This is a genomic window from Bradyrhizobium sp. Ses1, from assembly GCF_059512365.1.
The window spans coordinates 50,733-70,028 of the sequence record NZ_JCAMOQ010000019.1; the positions used below are offsets into that span (position 1 = coordinate 50,733).

Here is a 19,296-nt window from a genome sequence, read left to right on the forward strand (position 1 = left end):
GCGGGCTTCGTCAGACGTCTTTCAGGCAGCGCGCGTGAAGTAGCTCTTTTTCGACGCGGACTGCGTTTCGTAGATCGAGCCTTGGCGCTTCGGCGGCGGCAGCGGCACGCGCACGGGAACGCTGGTCATGCGCGGCGCGACCACCGAGCCGCCGGCGAGCAGACGGCTGTCGAACTCGGCAAAGTCCTTCACGCCGGCCAGCGGCCAGGCATCGCTTGCCGCGACCTCATAGAGCAGAAGGTTGCGCGGGCGGTTTGAGGTGTTCGTCGCCGAGCCGTGCAGCGCGCGCACGTGATGGAACGACATGCTGCCGGCCTTGCCGATGCATGGCACCGCACGCTTGATCTCGCCCTGAATCGCGTCCGGATCGATCAGGCCGGCGAAGCAGCCATCCTCGCCGTGGTGATCCCACATGGTGTCGCCGACATGCGACCCGGGCGTCACCAGCATGGGACCGTTCTCCAGATCGCAGTCGTCGAGCAGCACGCCGATCGCAAGGATGTCGTCATTGGTGTGGGGATAGAACGCCCAGTCCTGATGCCACTCGACCGGCGAGCCGTACTGCGCGGATTTCATGTTGAGCTTGGAGCCATGCAGGCGCAGGCCAGGGCCGATCAGCTTGGTAAGGATGGAGATGACCGGCTCGCTGCGCACGATCTGATCGAAGATCGGGTGCACCTTGTGCGGCGCCTTGATGCGGCGGACCCTCGGGTTCTCTTGGGTGTGGCCGGGTTCGAGGTCATAGACGTCGGTGTGCTCGGTGACATCAGCGGCACCGGCGACCAGTTCAGCCAGCACGGTGCGGACCCGCGCCAGAGTATCCTTATCGAGCACCTCGGGGACGACGATCACCCCATCGCGCCGGTAGGTCTGGACCACTTCGTCTGAAATCATACGGCGGTTCCTCCTTTTGTTATGCTAGCGCTACCATGGCCGAATGTTAGCGCTATCATATGCAATGCTAGCGCTGTCACTATAGATGCGCAATCCGGAATCGTGCAGATTCACCGCCACCATGGGTTCCAACCTGACCGAGACCGAAATCATTTCCGACGAGGCGGCCCCGACGCTGTCGGCGGTGGCGAAACGCGCCGGCGTCTCATCGATCACCGTGAGCCGGGTGGTCCGATTGCCGGATCTGGTCGCGCCGGAAACCCGCGCCCGGGTCGAGAAGGCGATGCGGGAACTCGGCTACGTGCCCAACCTGGTCGCCGGAGCGCTTGCGAGTGCGAAGACCAATTCGGTCGGCGTCCTGGTGCCGACGATCGCCAACTCGATCTTTGCCGACACCGTGCAGGGCCTCTCCGACAAGCTCGAACCGCTCGGCTATTCCGTGATCCTCGCGCAGTCGCGCTACGACGCCGCGCGCGAGGACCGCATGCTCGCGGCGCTGCTGTCGCGGCGGCCGGAAGCGATCATCATGGTCGGCTCGCCCGCGACCGAGGACGGCAAGCGCCTGCTGCGTCACGCGCGGATTCCGATCGTCGAAACCTGGGAGCTGCCGATCGATCCGATCGATGCCGTTGCCGGTTTCGACAATTACGAGGCCGGCGTCGCGGTCGCGCGGCACTTCATCGCGCAGGGCCGTCAGCATCTTGCCTTCATCGGCGGCGACGACCCGCGCGGCACGCGGCGATGGCTCGGCTTCGAGGACCACGCACTGGCGCACGGGTTACAACCGCCGCGCCGGCTGATCCTCGAACGCAACGCGTCCGGCAGTGTCGCCGCGCATGCGAACTTGCCTGGTGTCGATGCCGTGTTCGCAGCCAATGACGCTCATGCCATCGGCTTCATGGCCGGCCTGCGCAAGGCCGGGCTGCTGCGCGACGGCCCGGCCGCGGCGCAGCCGGTCGCGGTCGTCGGCCTCGGCGATCTCGAGATGGGACGGCTGATCTCGCCGAGTCTGAGCACCATCAGCGTCCATGGCGATGCGATCGGCCGCACCGCCGCGACACTGACGCTCGAGCGCGGCGGCGAGCGCCGGATCGATCTCGGCTTCGAACTCGTGCTGCGCGACAGCGGCTAGCGCGCGATCGGCGATCGTGATCGCGCTGAAGACTTTGGAATGCGCTGCTCGCGCAACGCATCGGCTGACAGACAAACCACTTCGGAAATCTGCATGAGCTGCCTGGACAAAGGACTGGTCTTGCGCCAGACCATGCCGATGGTTCGCGACGGCTGCGGGTCCTTGAAGCGGGCGACCGATACCGATGCCGAGCGCGTCTCCACCCCCACGGCCATTTCCGGAATCAAGGTGACGCCGATGCCGGCGCCGACCATTTGAACGAGCGTGGACAGCGAGCTTGCTTCCAGCACCTCGCGTGGCGGCGATGATTTCATGTTGCAGAACGACAGCGCCTGTTCGCGAAAGCAATGTCCTTCTTCCAGCAGGAGAAGCTTCATTTCGCGCAGCGCTTCGCTGCTCGGCACCGGCGTTCCCTCATCCTCGTCCGGCCGCACCAGCAGGAAATTTTCCGTGAACAGCGCGACCTCGGTCAACGAAGGTTCCGACACCGGCAGGGCGACAATGGCCGTGTCGAGCCGGCCTTCCGCCAGCTCCTTGATCAGCTTCGGCGTCACCGTTTCGCGGACGTGAATGTCGAGTTCAGGATGCATCTGCGTGAGATTGCCGATCACCTTGGGCAGCAGATAGGGAGCAATCGTAGGAATCATGCCGATGCGCAAACGCCCGACGAGCTGGTCCCGCGACGCCCGCGCGAAGTCCCCGAGTTCATCGACCGAACGCAGGATTTCGCGGACGCGCTGGGCGAGTTCTTCGCCGAACTTCGTCAGCACGACCTGCCGGGCGCTGCGCTCGAGCAGCACGCCGCCGAGCGCCTCTTCCAATTCCTTGATCTGCATCGAGAGCGCCGGCTGCGTGATGGCGCATGCCTCCGCCGCACGCCCGAAATGGCCGTGACGCGCCAGCGCGTCAAAATAACGAAGCTGTCGCAGGGTAAACTGGATCATCAGGATATCTTATCGGTACAATCACGAAAGTCAATTTCACCTGATGATAACGGTCGTTTAGAGTCGTTCAAGACCGACCAGAAACTGCCAACCAGACCCGACCAGAAACTGCCGAAGGAGGCGATGATGGATGACAAGACAAAATGCCCGGTCGCGGGCGGAAAACACAGATTTACCAACCGTGACTGGTGGCCAGGCCACTTGGACGTCCAGGTCCTGCACCGGAATTCCGACCTGTCCGATCCGATGGACGCGGAGTTCGACTATGCCAAGGAATTCAAGACGCTCGACCTGAACGCGGTCATTAAGGACCTGACCGCCCTGATGACGGACTCCCAGGAGTGGTGGCCCGCCGACTTCGGCCACTACGGCGGCCTGATGATCCGCATGGCCTGGCACAGCGCGGGCACTTACCGCATTACAGACGGCCGCGGCGGCGCCGGCGCCGGTCAGCAGCGTTTCGCCCCGCTCAACAGCTGGCCGGATAACGCCAACCTCGACAAGGCCCGCCGCCTGCTCTGGCCGATCAAGCAGAAATACGGCCGCAAGATCTCCTGGGCCGACCTGATGGTTCTTGCCGGCAACGTCGCGCTGGAATCGATGGGCTTCAAGACGTTTGGCTTCGCGGGTGGCCGCGTCGACGTCTGGGAGCCGGAAGAACTGTACTGGGGTCCGGAAGGTACCTGGCTCGGCGACGAACGCTACAGCGGCGAGCGCCAGCTGGCCGAGCCGCTCGGCGCGGTGCAGATGGGCCTCATCTACGTCAATCCGGAAGGCCCGAACGGCAAGCCGGACCCGGTCGCCGCGGCGCACGACATCCGCGAGACCTTCTTCCGGATGGCGATGAACGACGAGGAAACCGTTGCGCTGATCGCCGGTGGCCACACCTTCGGAAAGACCCACGGCGCCGGCGATCCGTCGCTCGTCGGTTCGGAGCCGGAAGCTGGTGCGCTGGAGGATCAAGGCCTCGGCTGGAAGAGCAAATTCGGCACCGGTATCGGCGCTGATGCGATCACCGGCGGCCCCGAGGTGATCTGGTCCCAGACCCCGGTGCAGTGGAGCAACTACTTCTTCGAGAACCTGTTCAAGTACGAATGGGAGTTGGTGAAAAGCCCGGCCGGTGCCTGGCAGTGGCAGGCAAAGGGAGCCGAAGCTATCATTCCAGATCCCTTCGACAAGTCGAAGAAGCGTCTGCCGACTATGCTGACCACCGACCTGTCGCTGCGCATGGATCCGGCCTACGAGAAGATCTCACGCCGCTTCTATGAGAACCCCGACCAGTTCGCGGACGCCTTCGCCCGCGCCTGGTTCAAGCTCACCCACCGCGACATGGGTCCGATCGTGCGCTATCTCGGCCCGCTGGTGCCGAAGGAAACGTTGATCTGGCAGGACCCGATCCCGGCCGTGGATCATCCGCTGATCGACGACAAGGATGTCGAAGCGCTGAAGGCGAAGATCCTCGCCTCCGGCCTGTCGGTGCAGCAGCTGGTCTCGACCGCATGGGCCTCGGCGTCCACTTTCCGCGGCTCGGACAAGCGCGGCGGCGCCAACGGCGCGCGCATGCGCTTGAGCCCGCAGAAGGACTGGGAGGCGAACGAGCCGGCGCAGCTCAAGAGCGTGCTGCAGAAGCTCGAAGCCATCCAGAGCGAGTTCAACGGATCGCAGAAGGGCGGCAAGAAGGTCTCGCTCGCCGACCTGATCGTGCTCGCCGGCAGCGCCGCGGTGGAGAAGGCCGCCAAGGACGGCGGCACCGACGTGAAGGTCCCCTTCGCGCCCGGACGCATGGACGCCTCGCAGGAGCAGACCGATGTCGCCTCCTTCGCCCCGCTCGAGCCGCGGGCCGATGGCTTCCGCAACTACATCGGCAAAAAGCATCAGTTCATGCAGCCCGAGGAAGCCCTGGTGGACCGCGCGCAACTGCTGCGGCTCACCGCGCCGGAGATGACGGTCCTGCTCGGCGGACTGCGCGTCCTCGGCGCCAATGTCGGCCAGTCGAAGCATGGTGTCCTCACCACCAAGCCCGGCACGCTGACCAACGACTTCTTCCTCAACCTGCTCGACATGCGCACGCAGTGGAGTGACGTCGGGAATGGCGTATACGAGGGCCGCGACCGCAAGAGCAACGAGCTGAAGTGGAGCGGGACCCGCGTTGACCTGATCTTCGGTTCGCACTCGCAGCTCCGCGCGATCGGCGAAGTCTATGCCTGCACCGACTCGAAGGAGAAGTTCGTGAAGGACTTCGTGGCGGCTTGGACCAAGGTGATGAACCTCGATCGCTACGACCTCAGAGCGGCCGCTTGAGGCGCCAAAGGCTGTCGCAAGCGACAACCAAGAAATCAGGGCGGCGTTTCAACTCGAAACGCCGCCCTCTTTGCGTCCACCGTGCCGTGCCTGCGTCGGCCCCACCTATCCGCCTCGACTGAACCGCCCGCACGACAATCCTCCACCAGATCCCGCTGCGGCGCAGCATGCAAAATGAGACTGCCCGTCAAGCCGCGCGGCGCGGAGACGTCCGCGCTGCATCCGCCATCGGTTAGCTTTCGCCCAACAACCAGACGTCGCGGCCGTCGCAAACACGCGGGCCGCATGCAAGACGCTGCAAAATGGGAGGAGGAGAGCGATGTTGAAAGGCAGTGTGGGACTGATCGCGCTAGGCAGCCTGTTGCTTTCGGGCGCCGCAGTCGCGCAGGAGAAGATCAAGGTCGGCGTCACCGCAACGCTCGAAGGCACCTACACCGTGCTTGGCGAGGACGGCATCCGCGGTTTCCAGACCGCGCTCAATACGCTCGGCAAGAAGGTCGGCGACAAGGAGCTCGAATTCGTCATCGCCTCGACGGATGCGACACCCGATTCCGCGGTGCGCGCGGTGCGCAAGCTGATCGAGCAGGACAAGGTGCAGATCCTGCTCTCGCCGCTCTCCGGCGACGAAGGCATCGCGGTGAAGAATTTTGCCAAGTCCCGCCCCGAGCTGACCTTCGTCAACGCCGCGTCCGGTGCGCAGGAGACGACCTATGTCGACCCGGCCCCGAACTTCTTCCGCTACAACATGGACGGCGCGCAGTGGCAGGTCGGTCTCGGCAAATACGCCTATGACACCAAGGGCTATCGCAAGATCGCGACCGTCGGTGAGGATTACTCCTTCATCTACACTCAGGTGTTCGGTCTCGTGCTTGAATTCTGCGGCGCCGGGGGACAGGTCACGAACCGGCAATGGGTGCCGCTCGGCACCAAGGACTTCGCCTCCGTGATCGCCGCTCTGCCCGACGATGTCGATGCGATCTATCTCGGCCTCGGCGGTGCCGATGCCGTCAACTTCCTCAACCAGTATCAGCAGGCCGGCGGCAAGGCGCATCTGATGGGCGGCTCGATCATGATCGACCAGACCATCCTGTCCTCCAAGGGCAACGCCAAGAACGCGTTGATCGGCACCATCGCCGCGAGCGGCCAGGCCGACACCTGGGAGGATCCCGGCTGGCAGAAATTCGTGAAGGCCTATCAGGACTCCTTCCCGCCGAACAAACGCTTCCCGAGCCCCTCGCTGCTTGCCACCAATTATTACGGCTCGACCATGGCGCTGATCCTGGCGCTGCGTGAGGTCAATGGCGACCTCAGCAATAACCAGGCAAAGCTCAAGGACGCGCTGGCCAAGATCGAGCTCGACGCGCCCAACGGCAAGATCAAGCTCGATTCCAACCGGCAGGCAATCGGCACCAATTTCGTGACCGAGGTGGTGGATGACGGCAAGGGCGCGCTGTTCAGCAAGGTCGTGAAGGTGATCCCGAACGTGAACCAGACGCTCGGTTACGATCCGGCGGTGTTCGCCAAGATCGGCCTGCCGAGCCGCACTATCCCGGAATGCAAGAAGTACTGACCTAATTTTTGCAGGTGCGAACCGACCGTCGGCTGACGGCCGCGCGGCGTTCTCACGCTTGCGTTCTTCCTTCGGATGTTGAACGCTGGTTGAAAAGATCAAAAACATCCCGCGGGAGGGAGGGCATGAGCAAAGCGCTTGCCGTCTTCCACGGCCGGTTCGGTCGCGCGACGGTCTATCAGTTGAACCGTCCCTTCAACGTGCATGCGCACCGCGAAGGACATCTGATCTTCCATGTCGGCGGCACACCGGCGCAGATCGACGTCTGCGATCAGCGGCGGCTCCTCACCGAGGATTCCGTCGTCGCAGTCAACCCGTGGGAGCCGCACAACTTCCTGCCGGCGGACATGGACAGGGGCGCGATCTTCTTCGTGCTTTATGTCAACGCGGAATGGTTTGCGCCCGACACGCCGTGCACGCAGGGCCTGCGTTTCGGCCGCACTCATTTCAAACGCAGCGACACGCTCGACCGGCTGATCCGCCACACCGCGGCGCTTGTGTGCGGTGCCCCCTCGCTCAAGAGCCTCGATGGCGAATTGCGGCGCCTGATCGATCTCAGCTACGAGGAAAGCTGGCGGCAAACCGAAGCCCGGCAGGAAATTCGCACGACTGCGGCGATCACCGATTTTCGCATCCGCAAATCCGTCAAACTATTGTCCGAAAGCCCCGGCGCCGAGATCGAATTGGATTCGGTCGCCCGCGCCTCCGGCCTGTCGCGGCCGCACTTCTATCGCTTGTTCCGCACCCAGACCGGCGTCACGCCGCACCTCTATCGCAATACGGTGATGATGGAGCAGGCGCTGGACGCGCTGGTCGCCACCGAAGCGCCGATCGCCGATATCGGCTACGATCTCGGCTTCTCCTCGCAAAGCGGCTTCACCCGCTTCTTCGCTGCCAATGTCGGCATGGCCCCGACCGACTATCGCCGCGCCGCCAAGGTGCTGCGCCCGTAGCGCCGACTTCACCTCTCCCGCTTGCGGGAGAGGTCGGCGCGTAAGCGCCGGGTGAGGGCTCTCTCCGCATCGGGAGTCCCAATGCGGAGACACCCTCACCCCAGCCCTCTCCCGCAAGCGGGAGAGGGAGCGCAGCGCGGCCTGCGGATGCAATCCGACCTGATCCTTGAGCCGATAAAAGATACTCCCGGTCAAATCCGCCCGCTCGGCCCGCACTAAGATGCGGACAACGCGATCCGAAAAAGACGATCGCGAGCCTTGAGGGAACGCACGTCGATGGCACGGTTCATCGAACGCCATCCGGCATGGGCGCTGATCGCGATCATCGCGGTCGCGCTTCTGCTGTGGCTGGTCTTCGCGGTCTGGCCGCCGGGCCTGGAGCAGGCGATCGGCCGCAAGCGGGTCTTCCTCAACGCCATCTTCAACGGCATCACGCTGGGCGGCCTGTATTTCCTGGTCGCGAGCGGCTTCACGCTGATCTTCGGCTTGATGCGCAACGTCAACCTGGCGCATGGCTCGCTCTATCTGTTCGGCGGCTATGTCGGCTACGCCATCAGCGCCTGGACCGGCTCCTGGATATTGAGCTTCGCGGTTGCTTTCCTCGCGGTCGGCCTCGTCGGCGTGCTCCTGCAGATCCTGGTGTTCCGCCGCATGGAGGGGCAGGACCTGCGGCAAACCATGGTGACGATCGGGCTTGCGATCGTGTTCGCGGATTTGATGCTGTGGGTGTTCGGCGGCGATTTCTACCAGATCCCGACGCCGAGCTGGCTGATCGGCCCGGTGCAGCTTCCGTTCATCACCGCGGTCAAATCCTCCGGCGAGCCGGTCTATCTGCAATATCCGATGGTGCGGCTCGCGATCTTCGCTGCCTCCGTCGTGATCGGCATCGCGATGTGGCTGGCGCTGAACCGCACGCGGATCGGCATGATCGTGCGGGCGGGAGTCGATGATCACGACATATTGGCCGCGACCGGCGTGCAGATCCAGGCCGTGTTCGTGCTGGTGTTCGCGCTCGGCGCTGGACTTGCCGGCATTGCAGGCGTGGTCGGCGGCACCTTCCAGTCGATCTCGCCGGGCGAGGATACGCGCTTCCTGCTCGCCTCGCTCGTGGTCGTGATCGTCGGCGGCATGGGATCGATCCCGGGCGCAGCGCTCGGCGCTGTCATCATCGGCCTCGCCGAGCAGCTCGGCTCCGTCTACATCCCGACCTACGCCATCGTCGTGACCTTCCTGATCATGGTCCTGGTCCTGGCGCTGCGGCCGCAGGGCCTGCTGGCGAGGCGATGACATGTCGTTGACGCAGCTTCATGCACCAGCAACTGCGGTGGAACGTCCGAAGTTCCGCGCCTGGCCCGAGCTCAACAATCCCGCCGCCTGGCTGGTCGCGCTGATCCTCGTGATCATGCCACTGCTCGCGAACGGCTTCTTCCTGATCGAGATCTTCGGCACCTCGCTGATCCTCGGCATCATCGCGCTCAGCCTGATGTTCCTCGCTGGCTGTGGCGGCATGGTCAGCCTGATGCAGCTCACCATTGCGGGCTTCGCCGGCTACATGGTCGCGGTGTTCGGCGTCAGCGGCAACGCCAATATCAGCCTCGGCTGGCCGTGGTGGCTGGCGACGCCGATGGCGCTCGTGCTCGCGACGATCTTCGGCACGCTCGGCGGCGCGCTCGCGGTCCGCACCGAGGGCATCTACACCATCATGATCACGCTCGCGATCGGCGCGGCGTTTTACTATTTCACCAACCAGAACTGGGCCATCTTCAACGGCCATACCGGCATCAACACGGTCGCCACGCCGCAGTTCTGGGGCGTTGACTGGCGCTCCGATATCCCCTTCTACTATCTAATCCTCGGCGTCGCCGCGCTCTGCTATTTCGCGGTCCAATATGTCGCGCGCGCCCCATTCGGGCTGGCGCTGCAAGGCGTGCGCGACAATTCCCGCCGGATGGCGGCGCTCGGCTTCAACGTCAATGCCCACCGCGTGGCGGCCTATGCGTTCGCATCCTTCATTGCCGGGCTCGGCGGCGTATTGCAGGTCTGGAACTACCGGCAGATCTCGCCCGGCTCGGTCGGCGTCGAACGCTGCATCGACATCCTGATCATCGCCGTGGTCGGCGGCATCACCCGACCGGTCGGCCCCTTCATCGGCGCGCTCATCTTCGTGATCCTGCGCACCTTCGCGCTCGATGTCCTGATCAAGTTCGGACTCGACGGCAATCGCTTCCGCCTTCTGATCGGGCTCGGCTTCCTCGCCATCGTGTTCTGGTCGTCGGATGGCGTGATCGGCCTTTGGGAGCGCTGGCGCCGCCGCCAGACACGAACCTCAAGCAGCACCGCTGGACGCCGCCATGGATAGCGTCGCCCATCGCCTCTCCGCGGTCGGCGCCGGCGCCGCGCTGGAATTGCGTGGCGTGACGCGATTGTTCGGCGCGCTGGCCGCGCTCACCGACGTGACGATGACGGTGCGGCCCGGCGAGCGGCGCGCGGTGCTCGGATCCAACGGCGCCGGCAAGACCACGCTGTTCAACTGCATCACTGGCGATTTCCCGCCCTCGTCCGGCACCATCCGCTTCTTCGGCGAGGACGTCACCCGCTTTCCGCCCTATGAGCGGATCCGCCGCGGCCTGCGCCGCACCTACCAGATATCGGCGCTGTTTCCTGGCCTCACCGTGCAGGACAATGTCTACCTCGCCTGCCGCGGCGTCTCGCGCGGACGCTTCTCCTTCCTGCGTCCGGGGGCGAACGATGCGTTGATGCATGCGACGGAGACGCTGGTGCAGGCGGTCCATCTCAGCGCCGTGAAGGACCAGCGCGTCGCCGAGCTCGCCCACGGCCAACAGCGCCAGCTCGAGATCGCACTCGCGCTCGCCGGCGCGCCGCGCTTCATCCTGTTCGACGAGCCGGCGGCAGGCCTGTCGCCGACGGAGCGTCTCGAGCTGATCGAGATCCTGACCTCGTTGCCTGCGCATATCGGCTACATCATCATCGAGCACGACATGGACGTCGCGCTGCGCGTCGTCGAAAGCGTCACGATGATGCACAACGGCCGCGTCTTCAAGGAGGGGCTGCCGCGCGAGATCGAATCCGATCCTGAGGTGCAGGAGCTCTATCTCGGAGGCGGCCATGAATAATGCCCGCCGCGCCGCGCCCGCCTTGGAGGTCAGAGGCCTCGACGTCTATTACGGCCATTCGCATGCGCTGCAGGGCGTCGACCTCACGCTGGATTCCGGCGTATTCTCGGTGGTCGGCCGCAACGGCATGGGCAAGACCACGCTGTGCAAGACCATCATGGGCCTGGTGCGAGCCAGCGGCGGCTCGGTGCGCGTTCGCGGCGAGGACGTCACGCACATGAGCCCGGCCCGGATCGCGCGGCTCGGCGTCGGCTATGTGCCTCAGGGCCGGCGCCTGTGGCGCTCGCTCAGCGTCGACGAGCATTTGCAGCTCGCCGGCGGGATGCGCCGCGGCCCGTGGACGATCGAGCGGATCTACGACACCTTCCCCCGCCTGGCCGAGCGCAAGGATCATGGCGGCAGCCAGCTCTCCGGCGGCGAGCAGCAGATGCTCGCGATCTCGCGCGCGCTGCTGACCAATCCGCATCTGTTGATCATGGACGAGCCAACCGAGGGCTTGGCGCCGGTGATCGTCGCGCAGGTCGAGGAGATGCTGGTCCGCCTCGGCGAAGACGGCGACATGTCGGTGCTGGTGATCGAGCAGAACATCGGCGTGGCGACGGCGGTCTCCAAGAACGTCGCCATCATGGTCAACGGCCGCATCAACCGCATCATCGATTCCGTGCGGCTGGCCGCCGACCGCGAGTTGCAGCAGCGCCTACTCGGCGTCGGGCTCCATGGCGATGTTGCAGCCGATATCGACGCCGGCCCCGCAAAGCCCGAGCCGGACGCCGCGCCGCAGCCTGCACGTGCCAAGGGCCCGGTCCGCATCTACATCTCCAACCCCACGCCGCCGACGCGCTGGTCGCAGCCGGTGCCGATCGCCCGCATCGAGGCCGCCGCGCGAACGCATTCGGCCGGCGTCACACGGCTCGAAGAAAGCACCCGGCAGCGACGCGAACCGGCCACTGTGCAGACCGCGGGCCCGCCGGCCGTGCTGGTCGTCGGCACGCTCGACACCAAGGGACCGGAGCTCCGCTTCATCCGCGACATCATCGCGGCAAGCGGGCTGCGCACCCGCCTGGTCGACGTCTCCACCAGCGGCAAGCAGACGACCTGCGACGTCTCCGCCCAGGAGATCGCGCTGAACCATGGCCGCGGCGGATCGGGCGTGTTCGGCGCCGATCGCGGCGCCTCGGTCAACGCGATGGCGGACGCTTTTGCGAAATGGCTGCGCCGGCAGGGCAATGTCACCGGCATCATCTCGGCCGGCGGCTCCGGCGGCGCCTCGCTGGTCGCCCCCGCGATGCGCACCCTGCCCGTCGGCGTGCCCAAGATCATCATCTCCTCCGTCGCCTCGGGCGACGTCGGCCCCTATGTCGGCCCGGCCGATATCATGATGATGTATTCGGTCACCGACGTCCAAGGCCTCAACTCGATCTCGCGCGCGGTGCTCTCCAACGGCGCCAATGCGCTGGTCGGCATGGTCAAGGCGCGTCTCGACGAGCGCAGCGCCCGCCAACGTGACACCGGCAGCAGTCTTCCTGCCGTCGGCATCACCATGTTCGGCGTGACCACGCCTGCGGTGCAGAAGATCGCGGCCGCGTTGAAGGACGATTTCGAGTGCCTGGTGTTCCACGCCACCGGCGTCGGCGGCCGCTCGATGGAGAAGCTCGTCGAATCCGGACAGCTCGCTGGCGTCATCGATCTGACGACCACCGAAATCTGCGATCTCCTGATGGGCGGCGTCTTCCCGGCCACCGACGATCGCTTTGGGGCGATCATCCGCAATCGCGTGCCCTATGTCGGCTCCGTCGGCGCGCTCGACATGGTCAATTTCGGCGCGCCTGACACCATTCCGGAACGCTACCGCCAGCGCAAATTCCACGTCCACAATCCGCAGGTCACGTTGATGCGGACGACGGCGGAAGAGAACGAGCGCATGGGCCGCTGGATCGGCGAACGGCTGAACCAGATGGATGGTCCCGTGCGCTTCTTCCTTCCCGAAGGCGGCGTCTCCGCGCTCGACGCGGGCGGCCAGCCATTCTGGGACCCGGATGCCGACGCGGCGCTGTTCCGCGCACTGGAGCGGACGGTGCGCCAGACCGGCAACCGCCAGCTCATTCGCATCAAGCGCAACATCAACGATCCCGAATTTGCGGCTGCGATCGTAGCCGCGTTCCGTCCTCTGCTCGGACGCGCCGGTGGACGGCGGAGAGTGGCGAGGTGACCCATGGCCAGGTTTGAACGCGCGGCGCTGTTGAAGAGGTTTCGCGACATGGCGGCCAGGGGCGAGCCGATCGTCGGCGGCGGCGCCGGCACTGGGCTTTCCGCCAAATGCGAGGAAGCCGGCGGGGTCGACCTGATCGTGATCTATAATTCCGGGCGCTACCGCATGGCCGGCCGTGGCTCGCTCGCCGGGCTGATGCCTTACGGCGACGCCAACGCAATAGTGCTGGAGATGGCCGGCGAAGTGCTGCCAGTCGTGACCAACACGCCGGTGCTCGCCGGCGTCAACGGCACCGATCCGTTCCGCGATATGGACCTGTTCCTGGACCAGCTCAAGGCGCTTGGATTCTCCGGCGTGCAGAACTTTCCGACCGTCGGTCTGATCGACGGGATCTTCCGCGCCAATCTCGAGGAGACCGGCATGTCCTATGCGCTGGAGATCGAGATGATTGCCAAAGCCCACGACAAGGACATGCTGACGACGCCTTACGTCTTCAGCGAGACCGAAGCGGCGGCGATGGCGATTGCCGGCGCCGATATCATCGTCTGCCATCTCGGCCTGACCACCGGCGGCTCAATCGGGGCGCAGACCGCGCTCAAGCTCGAGGACTGCCCGGCCCGCATCGATGCCTGGGCCGAGGCCGCCCTCAGCGTCAATCCGCACATCCTGGTGCTCGCGCATGGCGGTCCGATCGCGGACCCCGCCGATGCCGATTTCATCATGAAGAAGACCCGCAAATGCCACGGCTTCTATGGCGCCTCCTCGATGGAGCGCCTGCCGGTCGAGCGGGCGCTCACGGATCAGGTACGCAAGTTCAAGGCGATCGGCGCCCGTTAGCGCCGAGCAAGGGAGGTTAGGATGTCAGGGATTCTCATCGGCGAATTGATCCTCTGGCTCATCGTCGCGATCATCGCGATCGTCGTCATCGTCTACATCGTCAACTGGCTCTATCACCGCTCGTCGAAGGAAGTGTCCTTTGTCCGCACCGGCTTCCTCGGCGAACGCGTCGTGATCAATGGCGGCGCCTTCGTGCTGCCCTTCATCCACGACTACACGCCGGTCAACATGAACGTGCTGCCGATGGGGATCGTGCGCTCCAGACAGGACGCCGTTATCACCCGCGACCGCATGCGCGTCGATATCGAGGCGGACTTTTACGTCCGCGTGCAGCCGACCCGCGAAGCCGTCTCGATCGCGGCCGCCACGCTCGGCCGCCGCACCATGGAGCCGGAACAGCTCCATACGCTGCTCTCCGGCAAGTTCGTCTCCGCCATCCGCTCGGTCGCCTCCGAAATGACCATGGAGCAGATGCACGAGCAGCGCGGCGACTATGTCGCCCGCGTCAAGGCTGCCGCTGCTGAGGCGCTCGCCCAGAACGGCCTCGAGCTCGAATCCGTCGCGATCACCGATCTCGACCAAACCGACCTCGAGTTCTTCAATCCCTCCAACCGTTTCGATGCCGAAGGTCTCACCCGCCTGATGGAGGACATCGAGGCCAAGCGCAAACTGCGTAACGACATCGAGCAGGACTCGATGATCAAGATCCGCTCCCGCAATCTGGAGGCCGAGAGGCAGGCTCTCGAGATCGAGCGCGAGAGCGAGACCGCGCGGCTGGAACAGGAGCGCGACATCGAGATGCGCCGCGCCCTGCAGCGCACCGAAGTGGCGCGCGAACGCGCGTTGCGCGAGACCGAGGCCGAGCAGGCCCAGATCACCGCGCGCGAGGCGATCGAGAAGGCGCGGATCGCCAACGAGCAGGCGATCACGGAGGCCCGCATCGCCTCCGAACGCGAGACCCGGCAGAAGGAGATCGAACGTACGCGCGCGGTCGAGGAACGGGAGCTCTTGGCCCGCGAGGAGATCGAGAAAGCCCGGATCGCCAACCAGCGATCGGTCGACACCGCGCGGATCGCCTCCGAGCGCGAGGTGCGCCAGCGTGAGATCGAGCGCATGCGCACCGTGGAGGAGGCCGAGATCGCGGCGCGCGAAGCGATCGAGAAGGCCCGCATCCAGCAGGATCGCGTCGTCACAGATGCCCGTATCGCCAATGAGGAAGAGACCCGGCGCCGCGAAATCGAGCGCACGCGTACGGTCGAGGAAGCCGAGATCGCTGCGAAGGAGGCGACCGAGAAGGCGCGCATCACCCAGACCATGACCGTCAATGTCGAGCGCATCGCCTCCGACGAACGTACCCGCGCGCTGGAGATCCAGCAGGTCCGCACCATCCAGGAAGCGGAGATCGAGGCGCAGAAGGCAGTCGAGGCAGCGCGTATCGCTCGCGAGCGCACGCTCGCGGCCGAAAGAATCGCCGCCGAGCAGAATACGCGGCAATTGGAGATCGAACGCAACCAGGCGCTTGATGTCGCCGGCATCGCCGCGCGCGAAACCACCGAGGCCTCCCGTATCGCCCAGGAAGAACGCATCCGTTCGCTGGAGATTGCGCGCAACCGCGCCGTGGAAGAAGCCGACATCGCCTCGCGCGAGGCCATCGAGGCCGCGCGCATCGCGCAGGAGAAGGCCGTTGCCGCCGAGCGCATTCAGGCCGAGCGAGAGACGCGCGCCCTCGAGATTGCGCGCACCGAAGCGATCGAGGCAGCCGACCTCAAGCGGCGCGACGCAATCGAGCGCCAGCGGATTGGGGTGGAGCTTGCGCTGGAATCCGAGCGGATCGCCTCCTCCAAGACCCGCGAGGTGCTCAATATCGACCAGAAGAAGACGATCGAGATCGCCGACGAGGAGCGCGTGATCGCGCTGTCCGCCAAGCGGTCCGAGCGCATCGATGCCGACCGCCAGGTCAGGCAGGCGGAAATCGTGGCGCGCAAGGAAGTCGAGACCACCGATGTCTCGCGCGAGCAGGCTCTGGAGGCAACACGGATCGAACGCCGCCGCGCCATCGAGCAGCTCGAGGTCGCGCGCGTCCAGTCGCTGCAGGAGGCCGAGATCGCCTCCCGCGAGGAGGTCGAGCGCGCTCGCATTGCCTCCGACCGCGGCCTCGACGAGGCCCGCATCGGCCGCGAGCGCGATCTACGGCGGCTCGAAGTCAATCGCGAGAAGGACGTCGAGACCGCTTTGATGGAGAAGGCGATCGTCCTCTATCAGAAATCGCTGGAGGAATCCGCAGCCAAGGTAGCGGCAGAAGACGCGCGGGTGCGCGCGACGGAAGCTGCCGAGCGCGTCGTCACCGCGCGCGAGAGCGAGATCGCACGACGCCGCAAGACAGTGGAGGTGCTGATCGCCGAGAAGCAGGCCGAGGAGACGCGCATCGCGGCCGAGGCCGAGCGGGTGCGCGCCGCCGTGGAAGCAGAGGCGCAGCGGCTACTCAACGAGGCGGAGAACGTGCTCACCGATCAGGCGCGCTACTCGCTGTTCCGCCGCAAATTGCTCGACCGCATCGAGGGCATCGTGCGCGAGAGCGTCAAGCCGATGGAGAAGATCGAGGGCATCCGCATCCTCCAGGTCGATGGGCTGAACGGCAACGGCCATGGCAATGGCTCGTCGCGCAGCGCCACCGACGAGGTGATCGATTCCGCGCTGCGCTACCGCGTGCAGGCACCGCTGATCGATTCGATCCTGTCCGATATCGGCGTCGAGGGCGGCAGCCTTGCCAAGATGCCCGGCCTGATCCGCGAGGCGCGCGACATGCAGGGCATCAAGGACTCCGCGACCCGCAAGAGTGGCGACGCCAAGCCGCCCGCAAGTCCCGCCACGGGCGAGCCGCGCCCGCCGCGGAAGAAGGAGTGAGCACGCGCCATGGCCAGGGTCTATGTCTCCACCGTCGTCAACGCCCGCAACGATCGCGTCTGGGCCCGCGTGCGCGACTTCAACGGCCTGCCGAACTGGCATCCGGCGATCGCCGAGAGCCGCATCGAAGGCGGCGAGCCCGCCGACAAGATCGGATGTGTGCGTGATTTCCGCCTGCGCAACGGCGACCGCATCCGCGAGAAGCTGTTGGGGCTGTCCGACTACGACATGTTCTGTACCTACTCCATCCTGGAATCGCCGATGGGGGTGGAGAACTATGTCGCGACGCTGCGGCTGACGCCGGTCACCGATGGCGACCAGACCTTCCTCGAATGGACCGCCGAGTTCGACTGCACGCCCGAGCGCGAGGCCGAACTCGTCGGCAATATCGGTGGCGGCGTCTTTCAGGGCGGCTTCGATGCCCTCAAGCGCGCCTTCGGAGGCTAGCGCGATGCGATTGAGTCCACCCGCTGTCGCGACGATCACCCACCTCTCCCCATCGGGGAGAGGTCGGATCGCATCGCAAGATGCGATCCGGGTGAGGGGGAGCGCTCTCTCGCGGGACCTGAGTCCCCTCACCCGGCGCTTCGCGCCGACCTCTCCCGTGTGGGGAGAGGTGACATCGATCGGAGGCTAGCGTGCCGCATATCGTCAAGAGCACGATCATCGATGCGCCGACCGAGGCGGTGTGGGGCGTGCTCCGCGATTTCAACGGCCACGACCGCTGGCATCCGGCAGTCGCGACCAGCACGATCGAGCGCGCACATGGCGCCGACAAGATCGGCTGCATCAGGCGCTTCAAGCTCAAGGACGGCTCGGAGCTGCGCGAGCAGTTGCTGGCGCTGTCCGACCTCGAGCAGTCCTTCAGCTACTGCCTGCTCGATACGCCGATCCCGATGTTCAACTATGTGGCGCATGTCCGCCTGCTGCCCGTCACCGACGGCGATCGCACCTTCTGGCACTGGGAATCGCGGTTCACGACGCGGCCCGAGGACAGCGCCGGCATCACGCAGATGGTTTCCGACGAGATCTACCAGGCCGGCTTCGACGCCATTCGCCGGCATCTGAAGGAGGCCGCATGAGCGCGGAGGAATGCCCATGGCCGTCACGGTAAGGACCTTTGCCTCAACCGGCGAGGCAGCCGCGGCGCTCTCATCAGATCGCGGCGCGCGCTATCTCGGCGGCGGCACGCTGGTGATGCGCGCGCTGAACGAAGGCGACATCTCGATCTCCACGATCGTGCGCGCCAGCGACCATGCGCTGACGCGGATCGATGCGACCGGCTCCCGCGTCGCCATCGGCGCCGGTGTCACCTTTGCCCGCATCCTCGCCGAGCGCGATCTCGCCTTCCTGCACGCCGCAGCCCGCTCGATCGGCGGCCCGGCGGTACGCAACATGGGCACGGTCGGCGGCAATCTGTTCGCCGCGACCCCATATGGCGACTTCACCGTCGCGCTGCTCGCGCTCGACTCTATGGTTTCCGTGCAGGGCGGCCTCGGCAGCCGCGACGTGCCGATCGAGGAATTTTTGCAGACGCGCGAGCGGCAGACCGGCACGCTCGTGCTCGCGGTGTCCTTTCAGAAGCCCGCGAGCGCGGATGCGTTCCGCTATCGCAAGATCGCCCGCATCAAGCCGAAGGGCGGCGCCGTGATGACGCTCGCCGCGCATCTGCCTGTCAGCAGCGGCCGCATCGTCGGCGCACGCATCGCGCTCGGCTCGATGGCGCCGACACAGATTCGCGCCCGTGCCGCCGAGCGGGCGCTGGAGGGGCGCACGCTCGATGCAGCGACGATCAGCGCCGCCGCCGCGGCTGCGGTCGAAGGCACCTCGCCCGCCGACAATGCGCTCGCCTCCGGCTGGTACCGGCGCGAGATCGTCGGCGTTCACCTTAGACGTTTGCTGTCCGGTCAGGAATAGGATCACCAAGAGAATCACGATGGCCAAGACCGCCCTGCAATTTCGACACAACGGCCGCGACGTCGCGATCTTCGTCGACGGCGGCACCAACCTCCTGGTCGCGCTGCGCGAATTGATCGGCGACATGACGCCGAAATTCGGCTGCGGCCAGGGCGGCTGCGGCGCCTGCAGCGTCCTGATCGACGGCGAATTGCATCTCTCCTGCCTGACGCTGGCCGAGACGGTCGCCGGCCGCTCGGTGGAAACGCTTGATGGCATCAAGGATGGCCCGAACCTGCATCCGCTGCAGCGCGCATTCGCCGACAATTTTGCCGCCCAGTGCGGCTATTGCACGCCGGGCATGCTGATGGCCGCCAAGGCGTTGCTCGACCGCAACCCGCAGCCGAGCCGCGCCGATGTGGTCGAAGCGATCTCGGGCAATATCTGCCGCTGCACCGGCTACGAACCCATCATCAATGCCGTGCTCGCCGCCGCCTCGGTCGGTCGTGCCCGCGCTTGAAG

The 19,296-nt window shown here is 65.6% G+C and carries 16 protein-coding genes; 14 read left to right on the forward strand and 2 right to left on the reverse strand.

What is annotated here, in order from left to right; all coding sequences use genetic code 11:
• Positions 1–21: 21 nt before the first annotated feature.
• Entirely contained in the window at positions 22–894 is an 873-nt protein-coding gene (locus tag AC5ZG5_RS22020) for a phytanoyl-CoA dioxygenase family protein (protein WP_456642697.1), read from the reverse strand.
• 121 nt (positions 895–1,015) lie between these two features.
• On the opposite strand from AC5ZG5_RS22020, the gene AC5ZG5_RS22025 reads away from it, so the two are divergent.
• Entirely contained in the window at positions 1,016–2,026 is a 1,011-nt protein-coding gene (locus tag AC5ZG5_RS22025) for a LacI family DNA-binding transcriptional regulator (protein WP_456642698.1), read from the forward strand.
• On the opposite strand, the gene AC5ZG5_RS22030 is transcribed toward AC5ZG5_RS22025, so the two are convergent.
• Positions 2,023–2,970: a hydrogen peroxide-inducible genes activator gene (locus AC5ZG5_RS22030; protein ID WP_456642699.1), complete on the reverse strand. Its 948-nt coding sequence runs from the start codon at positions 2,968–2,970 to the stop codon at positions 2,023–2,025. The genes AC5ZG5_RS22025 and AC5ZG5_RS22030 overlap by 4 nt on opposite strands.
• Before the next feature lie 126 nt (positions 2,971–3,096).
• On the opposite strand from AC5ZG5_RS22030, the gene katG reads away from it, so the two are divergent.
• The 13 genes from katG (at position 3,097) to AC5ZG5_RS22095 (ending at position 19,294) form a co-directional block, all read left to right on the forward strand.
• A complete protein-coding gene (katG, locus tag AC5ZG5_RS22035) occupies positions 3,097–5,271 on the forward strand; it encodes a catalase/peroxidase HPI (protein ID WP_456642700.1) in 2,175 nt (724 codons plus the stop codon).
• A gap of 319 nt (positions 5,272–5,590) precedes the next feature.
• The gene (locus AC5ZG5_RS22040) at positions 5,591–6,841 is read left to right on the forward strand and encodes an ABC transporter substrate-binding protein (protein WP_456642701.1); all 1,251 of its coding nucleotides are present in this window, start codon (positions 5,591–5,593) and stop codon (positions 6,839–6,841) included.
• A 125-nt stretch (positions 6,842–6,966) separates the two neighbouring features.
• The gene (locus tag AC5ZG5_RS22045) at positions 6,967–7,794 is read left to right on the forward strand and encodes a helix-turn-helix transcriptional regulator (RefSeq protein WP_130223934.1); all 828 of its coding nucleotides are present in this window, start codon (positions 6,967–6,969) and stop codon (positions 7,792–7,794) included.
• Positions 7,795–8,070: 276 nt separating this feature from the next.
• Positions 8,071–9,081: a branched-chain amino acid ABC transporter permease gene (locus AC5ZG5_RS22050; protein ID WP_456642702.1), complete on the forward strand. Its 1,011-nt coding sequence runs from the start codon at positions 8,071–8,073 to the stop codon at positions 9,079–9,081.
• A 1-nt stretch (position 9,082) separates the two neighbouring features.
• Positions 9,083–10,153: a branched-chain amino acid ABC transporter permease gene (locus AC5ZG5_RS22055; protein WP_456642703.1), complete on the forward strand. Its 1,071-nt coding sequence runs from the start codon at positions 9,083–9,085 to the stop codon at positions 10,151–10,153.
• Positions 10,146–10,928 (forward strand): ABC transporter ATP-binding protein, encoded by a 783-nt coding sequence (locus AC5ZG5_RS22060; RefSeq protein WP_456642704.1) that lies wholly within the window; start codon positions 10,146–10,148, stop codon positions 10,926–10,928. The genes AC5ZG5_RS22055 and AC5ZG5_RS22060 overlap by 8 nt, the downstream gene beginning before the upstream one ends.
• Positions 10,921–13,137 carry an ABC transporter permease gene (locus AC5ZG5_RS22065; protein WP_456642705.1) on the forward strand — a complete coding sequence of 739 codons (2,217 nt, stop codon included), beginning with the start codon at positions 10,921–10,923 and terminating at the stop codon, positions 13,135–13,137. The genes AC5ZG5_RS22060 and AC5ZG5_RS22065 overlap by 8 nt, the downstream gene beginning before the upstream one ends.
• 3 nt (positions 13,138–13,140) lie before the next feature.
• Positions 13,141–13,974 (forward strand): phosphoenolpyruvate hydrolase family protein, encoded by an 834-nt coding sequence (locus tag AC5ZG5_RS22070; protein ID WP_208826083.1) that lies wholly within the window; start codon positions 13,141–13,143, stop codon positions 13,972–13,974.
• A 21-nt stretch (positions 13,975–13,995) separates the two neighbouring features.
• A complete protein-coding gene (locus AC5ZG5_RS22075) occupies positions 13,996–16,878 on the forward strand; it encodes a flotillin family protein (protein WP_456642706.1) in 2,883 nt (960 codons plus the stop codon).
• A gap of 9 nt (positions 16,879–16,887) precedes the next feature.
• Entirely contained in the window at positions 16,888–17,325 is a 438-nt protein-coding gene (locus tag AC5ZG5_RS22080; protein ID WP_130223921.1) for an SRPBCC family protein, read from the forward strand.
• A 191-nt stretch (positions 17,326–17,516) separates the two neighbouring features.
• Entirely contained in the window at positions 17,517–17,960 is a 444-nt protein-coding gene (locus AC5ZG5_RS22085) for an SRPBCC family protein (protein ID WP_456642707.1), read from the forward strand.
• A 16-nt stretch (positions 17,961–17,976) separates the two neighbouring features.
• Positions 17,977–18,795, forward strand: coding sequence for an FAD binding domain-containing protein (locus tag AC5ZG5_RS22090; protein WP_456642708.1), 819 nt, complete (start codon positions 17,977–17,979; stop codon positions 18,793–18,795).
• A 19-nt stretch (positions 18,796–18,814) separates the two neighbouring features.
• The gene (locus AC5ZG5_RS22095; RefSeq protein ID WP_456642709.1) at positions 18,815–19,294 is read left to right on the forward strand and encodes a (2Fe-2S)-binding protein; all 480 of its coding nucleotides are present in this window, start codon (positions 18,815–18,817) and stop codon (positions 19,292–19,294) included.
• Positions 19,295–19,296: the final 2 nt, after the last annotated feature.